9 protein-coding genes are annotated in these 9,837 nt (G+C 72.9%); all 9 read left to right on the top strand.

From position 1 onward, the window contains the following. Positions 1-127 precede the first annotated feature (127 nt). The gene (eccD, locus tag ACZ7BZ_RS27310) at positions 128-1,519 is read left to right on the top strand and encodes a type VII secretion integral membrane protein EccD (protein WP_470360636.1); all 1,392 of its coding nucleotides are present in this window, start codon (positions 128-130) and stop codon (positions 1,517-1,519) included. A 77-nt stretch (positions 1,520-1,596) separates the two neighbouring features. Further along, positions 1,597-3,048, top strand: a complete 1,452-nt coding sequence (eccB, locus tag ACZ7BZ_RS27305; protein WP_470360635.1) for a type VII secretion protein EccB — start codon at positions 1,597-1,599, stop codon at positions 3,046-3,048. A 102-nt stretch (positions 3,049-3,150) separates the two neighbouring features. Then, a complete protein-coding gene (locus tag ACZ7BZ_RS27300; RefSeq protein WP_470360634.1) occupies positions 3,151-3,498 on the top strand; it encodes a hypothetical protein in 348 nt (115 codons plus the stop codon). A gap of 63 nt (positions 3,499-3,561) precedes the next feature. Then, complete coding sequence (locus tag ACZ7BZ_RS27295) at positions 3,562-3,849, top strand: hypothetical protein (protein ID WP_470360633.1); 288 nt, start codon at positions 3,562-3,564, stop codon at positions 3,847-3,849. Further along, the gene (locus tag ACZ7BZ_RS27290; RefSeq protein ID WP_470360632.1) at positions 3,849-4,322 is read left to right on the top strand and encodes a hypothetical protein; all 474 of its coding nucleotides are present in this window, start codon (positions 3,849-3,851) and stop codon (positions 4,320-4,322) included. Before ACZ7BZ_RS27295 ends, ACZ7BZ_RS27290 begins: the two co-directional genes overlap by 1 nt. Positions 4,323-4,401: 79 nt before the next feature. Beyond that, positions 4,402-6,663, top strand: coding sequence for a WXG100 family type VII secretion target (locus ACZ7BZ_RS27285; RefSeq protein WP_470360631.1), 2,262 nt, complete (start codon positions 4,402-4,404; stop codon positions 6,661-6,663). A gap of 34 nt (positions 6,664-6,697) precedes the next feature. Further along, positions 6,698-7,165, top strand: a complete 468-nt coding sequence (locus ACZ7BZ_RS27280) for a YbaB/EbfC family nucleoid-associated protein (protein ID WP_470360630.1) — start codon at positions 6,698-6,700, stop codon at positions 7,163-7,165. After that, on the top strand, positions 7,158-7,460 hold the full coding sequence (locus tag ACZ7BZ_RS27275) for a hypothetical protein (RefSeq protein ID WP_470360629.1): 303 nt from the start codon (positions 7,158-7,160) through the stop codon (positions 7,458-7,460). Before ACZ7BZ_RS27280 ends, ACZ7BZ_RS27275 begins: the two co-directional genes overlap by 8 nt. 84 nt (positions 7,461-7,544) lie before the next feature. Beyond that, positions 7,545-9,837: WXG100-like domain-containing protein (locus tag ACZ7BZ_RS27270; protein WP_470360628.1), on the top strand; the 2,293-nt coding region annotated here is incomplete at its 3' end.

Below are 9,837 nucleotides of genomic sequence, written 5' to 3'. Positions count from 1 at the left end.
GCGGCGGGCACCGGGTTCAACCGTTCCCGCCGCAGGTTGAACCCCCAACCCGCCGCCGCCCGTGCCCCAAGAGGGGAACCGCCCCCGCAGGCGGCGCGGTCACCACCGCACGGACACGAGGAGAACCTTGAACGGGAGCGCCAACGGGACCGCAGCCACCGGACTGTGCCGACTGAGGTTCCACGCACCCGACGCGGTGTTCGAACTCGTCATCCCCGCCGACATACCCCTCGCCGACCTGCTGCCCGCCGTCCTCGACCACGCCGGCGACGACCTCGACGAACAGGGCGCCGAACACGACGGCTGGATCCTCCAACGCCTCGGCCAGGCCCCCCTCGACGAGGAGCTCGGCGCCGACGCCCTGGGCCTGCGCGACGGCGAGGACCTCCACCTGCGCCCCCGCCGCGACCCCCTGCCCGAAGTCCACTACGACGACCTCCCCGACGGCCTCGCCACCGGCATGCGCGAACGCCCCGACACCTGGCGCCCCGCCCTCACCCACCACACCACCCTCGCCCTGGCCGTCACCACCCTCGCCGGCGGCCTCGCCGTCCTGCTCCTGCCCGGCCCGCCCCACCTGCGCGCCGGCGCCGCCGCCGTCACCGCACTGTTCCTGCTCCTGGGCGCCCTCAGCGCCTCCCGCGCCGTCGGCGACGCCGGCGCCGGCACCGCCCTGGGCGCCACCGCCGTGCCCTACCTCGCCCTGGCCGGCGCCCTCCTCACCACCGCCACCGGCCCCTCCGCCACCGGGGCCCGCCTGCTCGCCGGCGGCTGCGCCGGCGCCGGAGCCGCCGTCCTGGCCCTGGCCGCCGTCGGCTGCTCCGCCCCGCTCTTCCTCGGCCTGCTCCTGCTCGCCCTGCACACCACCGCCGCCGGCGCCCTGCTGCTCGCCGGACTCACCCCGCCCGCCACCGCCGCCGCCCTGGCCGTCGCCCCCGTCGCCACCGCCGCCTTCCTGCCCGGCCTGTGCTTCCGCCTGTCCGGCCTGCGCCTGCCCGCCCTGCCCCGCAACGCCGAGGAACTCCAGGAAGGCATCGAAGCCGTCCCCGCCACCACCGTCCGCACCCGCAGCACCGTCGCCGACGGCTTCCTGACGGCCTTCCACCTCGCCCTCGCCCCCGTCCTCGCCCTGTGCCTGACCACCCTCACCGCCCAGGACGGCTGGGCCCCCACCGCCCTGACCTGCGCCCTGTCCCTACTGCTCCTGCTGCACGCCCGCGGCATCGGCTCCACCCCCCAGCGCCTGGCCGTCCTCCTCCCCGGCGCCCTGGGCCCCGCCCTGCTCACCGCCCACCTCGCCCTCGACCTGGACCCCGCCGCCCGCATCGGGCTGCTCGCCGCCCTGCTCTCCACCGCCGCCCTGCTGGCCGCCGCCTCCTGGACCGTCCCCGGCCGCCGCCTGCTGCCCTACTGGGGCCGCGCCGCCGACCTGCTGCACACCCTCGCCGCCGTCAGCATCCTGCCGCTCGCCCTCGCCGCGGCCGGCACCCTCCACGCGCTGCGCGCCCTCGCGGGCTGACCCCGCACCCGCCCCACCCGCCGCACGCCCGTACCCGCCGCACGCCCCGAGCCCCGCCACCGAGGAGAACCACCACCATGCAGTCGAAGCGCGACCAGGTGCAGGCCCACCTGTTCGTGATGGGCCGCCTCGCCACCGGCATGCTCCGCGGCGAGCCCGACGCCCCCGACGCCCCCACCGGGCGCACCTCCCGCGGCATCGCCACCGGCCTGGTCATCGCCGCCCTCGCCTGCCTGATCGCCGCCGTCTACGGCGTCGTCGTCCCCGGCGGCGCCACCGGCTGGAAGAAACCCGGCACCCTCGTCCTGGTCAAGGAGAACGGCGCCCGCTACCTCTACCTCGACGGCGCCCTCCACCCCCTGCTCAACGAGACCACCGCCCGCCTGCTCGCCGGCGACCAGCTCACCGTCGACCAGGTCAGCGTCCGCTCCCTGGCCGACACCCCCCGCGGCACCCCCCTGGGCATCCTCGGCGCCCCCGACGGCCTGCCCGACGTCGACCGCCTCGCCCCCGCCCCCTGGCTCGCCTGCGCCACCACCGCCCCCGGCCCCGGCCCCGCCGGCACCCGCCAACCCCGACTCGCCCTCGCCATCGACCCCACCACCCACGGCACCGCCCTCACCGACGACCAGGCCCTCCTGGTCGCCGCCCCCGACGGCACCGAACACCTCCTGTGGCACGGCCGCCGCCTGCGCCTGGACACCCGCACCGGCGCCCGCCAGGCCCTCGGCCAGGCCGCCGTCACCGCCCGGCCCGTCACCCAGGCCTTCCTCGACGCCCTGCCCGCCGGCCCCGACCTCGCCGCCCCCGACATCGACCAGCGCGGCACCCCCGGCCCCGACCTCGCCACCCGTCCCACCCGCATCGGACAGCTCTTCACCGGCCCCGGCGGCGACCCCTACCTGCTCACCCCCGCCGGACTCACCCCGCTCGACCCGATGACCCTGCACCTGCTGCTGGCCGACTCCCGAACCCAGCAGAGCGCCTACCAGGGCGCCGCCGCCACCCCCGCCGCGATCGGCGCCGCCGACCTCGCCGCCCACAGCGCACCCCCCGCCCCCGCCCCGGCCACCACCGCGCTGCCCACCACGGTGCCCGAACTCCTCACCGCCCCCCAGGGCCGCGACGTCTGCGCCGAACTGCGCCCCGGCACCCCCGGGCCCACCACCACCCTCGCCCTCGTCGACGACACCGCCGTCCAGGGCCCCGCCCCCACCGCCCAGCCCGGCATCGAGGCCGCCTGCGCCCCCGCCGACACCATCGCGGTACGCCCCGGCGGCGGCGCCCTGGTGCGCGCCCTGTCCACCGCCGGCACCGGAGCCACCCTCTACCTGGTCACCGACAACGGGGCGAAGTACCCGCTCGCCTCACCCGCCGTCGCCAAACAGCTCGGCTACGGCGCCGTCGCCCCCGCGGGCGTGCCCGCCGCGCTGCTGGCCCTGCTGCCCACCGGCCCCAGCCTCGACCCGGCCGCCCTCACCGGCGCCACCCCGGCCGGCGCGCCGCCGGGACCGCAGTGCCCGCGCTGAACCCGTACGTCCCGGGTTGAACCCGTACTTCCCGCAGGACCGTTGACCTGAAATGAACCCGGTGCGGCGAACGCCCCGGGCCCGATGGACAGGAGCCCCCGAATGACCACCCCCAGCCTGCAGACGGACGACGCCTCCGTCCAGCGCATCCTCGCCAGCCTGGAGCACCACCTCGGCATCATGAAGCGCGCCGCCACACAGGTCACCGACGTCAACGACGAGGTCCAGAAGTACTTCCAGGCCGCCTGCAGCACCCAGTACCAGCAGAAGATCAACGACTGGCTGGGCCGGTACCAGCAGCTCCAGGGGGCCTACGACACCTTCCACGGCGCGTTCGGTGCCGGCCACCGCAAGATCAACACCGCCCACGAGGAGGCCCTGGGCCTCACCGGCCAGTGGGGCGGGGGCTCCGGGATCTCCGACAACATCCGCTACACCCTCAACCCCTGAACCACCGCAGACATCCGCAGACATCCGTAGACATCCGGACCACCCCACCGAGGAGGACCACCGATGGGCACCATCAAGCTCCACCACGCCAACATCGACGAGGCGGCCGACGCCCTGGAACAGGCCGGCCAGGCCCTGCACACCGCCATGACCGACTTCGAGACGGCCGTCCAGACCGCCCAGAACGAACTCCAGGGCGACCTCGCCACCGCCGCCAAGACCTTCCAGACCACCCTCACCACCCAGAACAAGGAGATGAACACCGACATCGTCCAGGGCGCCGGCATCCTGCGTGAGATGCACGGCCTGCTGCGCGCCGCCGACGCGGGCGGCGCGGCGGGCATCGGCTGATGACCACGCCGTCCACGGAGGTCGCCACTCTCAGCGTCAACCACGACGACCTGAAGGACTTCGCGTACAAGGTCCTGGCGGCCTGCCTGACCCGACTGGAGAACGACCCCGGCTTCAAGGCCATGATGGCCTTCGCGGGCAAGAGCGGGGTCGGCAAGGACGCCCTCTTCACCGAGCTGCTGACCGGGCAGTTCGAGAGCGGGATCCACCTGCACGACCTGTTCGCCTCCAACCTGGCCGGCAGCGTGCTGCAGGACTTCACGAAGTTCCACCAGCAGCTGGCCAAGGCCCAGGACGACATCTGGTCGTTCCTGCAGCAGATGGACGCGGCGCACGAGGACGCCCTGACGGCCGCCCAGATGATGCAGATCCTCCAGGACGTCATCGGCGCCGGTGGCGGTGGCGGTGGCGGTGGTGGCGGTGGTGGCGGTGGTGGCGGTGGCGGGGGTGGTGGCGGCGGGGCCGGTCCGTAGCGCCCGCCCGCCGCCCGCCCGTCGCCGGCCCGTCGCCGGCCCGTCGATCCCCGCACCCCCGATCCCACTGGAGAACCCCGTGACCACCCCGCCCCCCTCCCAGGCGACCATCCCCTGGGAGGACATCCTCGCCGCCTTCAACTCCAAGAAGACGCCGGTGGACATCGTCAAGCGGGCGGACGTCGCGGGCCCCAAGGCCGCCCCGTGGCTGACCGGGAAGCTCACCAACGAGACGGGGTACTTCGACAACAGCCTGAAGAGCAATAACCCGAACAACCAGAAGACGGGCGCCGACGGGAGCCCGGCCGACGTCTGGTGGGTGATGAACTTCATCAACGGGTACGACCCGCACCACTTCCTGATCTCGATCCACATCGACTACTCGAAGTGGGGCAACGACCCCACCGGCCCGCTGTCCAAGTTCAACTGGCAGGGCGAGGACATCCTGCTGCCGATCCTGCCCGACGCGGACGCGCTGACGGGGAACAACGTCAGCACCAAGGGCAACGACGTCATCCACCCGCAGAGCCTGCTGGCCGCCTCCACCGCGATCGACGACACCAAGAAGTGGCTGACCGCCCAGAGCAAGGACGCCCATGAGTGGGCCACCAAGATCAATGCGCCGGACAGCAGCTGGGAGGGCGACGCGGCCGGCGAGTTCAAGATGCTCCTGGAGCGCTTCGCCTACGAACTCGACGACCTGAACAACCAGTTGACCGCGACGGACTACGCGTCGATGCTGAAGACGGCGGCCCACCAGATCGGCGTCACCATCGACGCGCTGCACACCGCGCGCAAGAACTGGTACGCGGTCGGCTTCCCGTACCAGTGCATCCTGGAGGTCCTGACGGAGGTCATGGCCAAGAGCCCGCCGACCTGGACCGGGAGCAAGGACGGCTGGAGCTACACCACCGAGCTCGGCGACCCGCGCACCGACGCCTTCTACACCGCGCTCGACGCCCGGGCCAAGGCCCGGTGGCTGGAGAAGGTGTCCACCATGCTCGACGTGCCCGGCAACGCCACGATGACCGACCTCGGGACCTCCTACCAGCCGCTGATCGGAAAGCTGTACTTCGGGCTGGTGCCGGTCAACCTCACGCTCCCGCCCAAGGACGCGCCGGACCCCAAGGACGTCCCGAACCCCAAGGACGTCCCGAACCCCAAGGACGTGCCCAACCCCAAGGACGTGCCCAACCCGCAGGACGGCGGTGCCGGGGGCGGGGCCGGCGGCGCGGGCGGCGGCAAGCACCAGAACCTCGGCCTCGGCGGCCCCCCGCCGCCGCCGGTCATCGGCGGCAGCGGCACCGGCGGCACCGGGGGCGGGATCGGCGGCGGCGGGGGCATCGGCGGCGCCGGTACACCGATCCGCGACAAGGACGGCAAGGTCCTCCTCGGCAAGGACGGCAAGCCGATCCTGCTGCCGCCCGGCGGCTACATCGGCGACGGCGGCAAGGTCTACGACGCCAACGGCAAGGAGGTGCTCGGCAAGGACGGCAAGCCGATCGTCGTCCCCCCGGGCGCGAACGTGCCGGCCGGCACCGGCGGAGGCGTCTACGGCGCCAACGCCAAGGTGCCCAAGGGCTCGACCGTGCGCGAGGACGGCACGGTGGTCGACGCCGCGGGCAAGCCCGTGCTGGACGCCGACGGCAACCCGTACGTCCTGGAGAAGGGCGGCTCGATCGCCCAGGACGGCACCCTGCTGGGCGCCGACGGCAAGCCGATCCCCGACTACCTCCAGCGCTCCCGCGACCTGCAGAGCGCCTGGAACTCGATGGGCAGCGGCGGCAGCGGGGGGACCGGCGGCACCGGGGGCCTCGGCGGACTCGGCGGCTTCCCGCACGGGTCCTCCGGCGACACCACGCCCTGGACGGTCGACCTCGGCTCCGGCACCGGCACCGGCAGCTCCTTCACCCCCCTGCCCGGACTCTTCGGCGGCCTCGGCTCCGGCGGCGGCGCCGCGGCGTCCACCGGCTCCGGCGGCGCCTCCGGCCCCCGCATCCTCGGCTCCGGCGCCGGTCTGGGCCCCCGCGTCGAGGACAACTTCGCCCAGGGGCCCGGCGGAAAGTCCGGCCCCGCGGCGAGCGCGGCCGCCGCCGAGAGCGCCGCCGCGGAGAAGGCCGCGGCCCAGAAGGCCGCCGCGCTGGCCGCCGAGGAGCAGGCCGCCATGCGCGGCCAGTCGGTGTCCACCAGCGGCGGGATGCCGATGGCGCCGCCGATGGGCGGCGGTATGGGGGCCGGCGGCCAGGGCGAGAAGGCCCGCCAGCGCACCACCTGGCTGGCCGAGGACGAAGAGGTGTGGGGCACCGACACGGGCGCGGTCAGCGGCGTGATCGGCCGCTGACCCACCGAAGGAAGCAGACCGGAACAGGAGAGGCATGTCGTACGCGTTCGAGGACCAACTGAACCAGGCCCTGGCCGACTTGGCGGAGCAGCAGGCCAAACTGGCCGAGTCCACCCGCAGGATGCAGGCGATGACCGCCGAGGCCACCAGCAAGGACCGGATGGTCACCGCGAAGGTCGGCCCGCAGGGCGAACTGCTCGCGCTGAACTTCCACACCACCGCCTACCAGTCCATGGCCCCCGCCGAGTTGAGCGCCCTGCTGAAGGACGTCCTCAACGAGGCCAAGGCCCGGATGGGCGAGCGGATCACCGCCGAGATGCGCGGCTTCGAGGGCGTCGGCCAGAGCCTGCGGATGAACTTCACCGGCGAGCGCGGCGACGAGGACCCGTTCGCGGCCGGCACCAGCCTGGACCTGGAGACGCTGCTCGCCCCGCTCACCGCGATGCGCCCCGGCGCCGGCCGGGCCGCCAAGTCCGCCAGGCAGGAGGAGTTCAATGGGTGACACGCTGCGCCTGGACGCCGACGCCAGGAAGGCGTTCAGCAACTTCGAGGAGGTGTCCGCCCTGGTCGGGAAGATCTCCGGGGAGATGGAGGACATCCACACCAAGAACGTCAAGGCCGGCGGCGGCGACGAGATCGGCAAGCAGTACCACGACAAGATCGACAAGCCGGCCGAGGACCTGTACGGGCTGACGACGAGCATCAAGGCCAAGATCGACGCGATGGCCAAGCACGGCCAGGACACGGTCACCCTCTTCCACGCCGCCGACCAGCACGGCGTGGACCTGGCGACGTAGCACCCGCCCGCCCGGGTCCGCCCGACCCTCGTCGCACCGCCAGCCCTTCCCTGCCGTCAGCTCCGTCCCCGGAGGCCCCGCGCCGTGTCCCACTCCTCGATCCACGTCTCCCCGGGCCTGGCGCAGTTCTTCCACATCATCAGCGGCATGCCCTGGCCGGAGTCCGACGAGGGGCTGCTGCGCGACGTCCGGGACGACTACCTCGCCCTGGCCGACGACCTGCCGAAGCTGGCCGGCTACATCCAGGACGCGGTGAAGAACTGCGACCAGCGGATCGAGGGCAAGACCGCCGACGCCTTCCGCAAGGAGTGGAGCAAGTTCGTCGGCACGGACAGCCAGCCCGGACCCCTCGACCAGACCCACGACCTCTGCACCCAGCTGGCCGACCTGGCCAACAAGGTCGCCCTCAGCGTCGAGTACACCAAGTGGATGGCCATCGGCCAGCTCGTCCAGCTGCTGCTGGAGATCGCCATCGCCATCGCCTGGTCGGTCTTCACCGGCGGGGCCTCCCTCATCGAGCTGGAGTGGCAGAAGATCCTCACCCGGCAGTTCCTGCTCCAACTGGTCAAGAAACTCGTCCAGTTGATCGTGATGCACACCTTCGGCGGCATCATCGGCGGGCTGCTGCTGGACGCGATCATCCAGGGCATCCAGTTCAACCGCGGCGACCGCCACGAGTGGGACACCGACCTCACCAAGCAGGCCGCGATCTTCGGCGCGATCAGCGGCGCGATCGGCGGCCCGCTCAGCATCCTGGGCGAGGGCCTGGGCAAGCTGCTCGGCGCCGGGCTGAGCAAGCTGTTCATGAAGACCGTGCTCGACGACGTCATCAAGGGACTGACGGGTGGCGTCGGCAAGGACCTGGCCGGGGGACTGGGCAAGGATCTGGCCGGGGGACTGGGCAAGGACCTGGCCGGGGGCGTCGGCAAGGACATCGCCGGCGGTGTGGGCAAGGACCTGGCCGGGGGACTGGGCAAGGACCTGGGCAAGGGGCTCGGCGAGGGGGCCGCGGGCGGTGCCGTCAAGGGGGCGGGCAAGGAGGCCGGCGAGGACGTCGGCCGGCTGCTCGGCAACGAGGCCGCCGAACGCTTCGCCGGCGGCATCTCCAAGCTCCTGAAGGACAACGCCGGCTACCTGGCCAAGGGCTTCAAGGGCGGACGCCGCACGGGCGCCGCGATGGGCGAGAAGTTCGTGCGCCAGCTCGGCGACCTCTTCGTGGCCGAGCTCGGCACCGAGATCGGCGAGAAGTTCGCCCGGGAGATGGGCGAGCAGATCGGCCGGCAGTTCGCCGAGCACTCGCTCAAGACGGTGGCCAAGCAGGCCAGTCGGGAAGCGCTCACCGAGGCCCTGGAGAACCTCGCCAAGAAGGACAGCAAGCTGGTCGCGCTCACCCCCGAACTCAAGATGCTGGTCGACAAGATGCCCGAACTCGCGGGCGGCATCAACACGATGAACAAGTGGTTCCACGTCGGGCAGATGCTGGGCGGCCAGTTGGAGTCGGGCGTCAACCAGTACCTCACCGAGGGCATCTACAACACCATCTACAACGGTGAGTGGCAGGCCAACGGGATGAGCTTCGTCGGCGGCTTCATGATGTCCGGGATGCACCACATGATCATGGGCCTCGCCTCGCCGCTGACCGCCCGGTACGCGGACTTCGTCCGCAGCCTGGACAGCTCCCGGATCGAGGAGAACGGCGAGTACTACAGCACCTTCCACCCGCTGAACTTCCTCGCGGTGATCAGCACCATGGGCGGCCACCCGGTGTCGTTCCCGGTGCGCCGGCCCGGACACATCAGCGAGATCCTCGGGGAGACGCTGTCCCCCGAAGGCGCCCTCGCCAGCCCCGAGGGCAAGAGCGGCTTCAACTCCTCCGTCGACGGGGGATTGGACCTGAAGGCCCCCTACCGGCAGGTCAAGACCCAGTCCGGTGGCGAGGAGACCGCCGGTTCCAACGGGTCGAAGTCCGAGACCCCCACGAAGGGAGGGCCCGGGAACACCAGGCCCGGCGGCGCCACCACGGGCGGCCCCAAGAGCCCGAACGGCGACGGGAAGCCGGTGGAGGGCGGGGAGCGCGGCGCCACCGCGACATCCTCCGCGGACGCCGGCGGCCAGGACGGCACCGGGAAGCCGAATCCGCCGCCCAAGCGCCCCGACCACCGCACCACCGTCGTCGAGGAGAGCGCCGAACCGCCCCTGCACGTGCCCTCGACCGCGACCAGCGGCGGCACGGGCGGGCACGGGCAGTCGCAGTCGCCCGCGAACGCCGACGTCCGGAACGAGGCCACCCCGCCGCCGCGGGTTCGTACCAGCTCCGGTGGCTCCGGCGACGGCACCGCACCGGCCAACCCCGGCCACCTGGACCCGAACCGTCCCG

The organism is Kitasatospora sp. NPDC036934 (assembly GCF_055608425.1).
The sequence above is the reverse complement of the archived record's forward strand: the minus strand, read 5'-3'. Positions and strand labels throughout refer to the sequence as shown.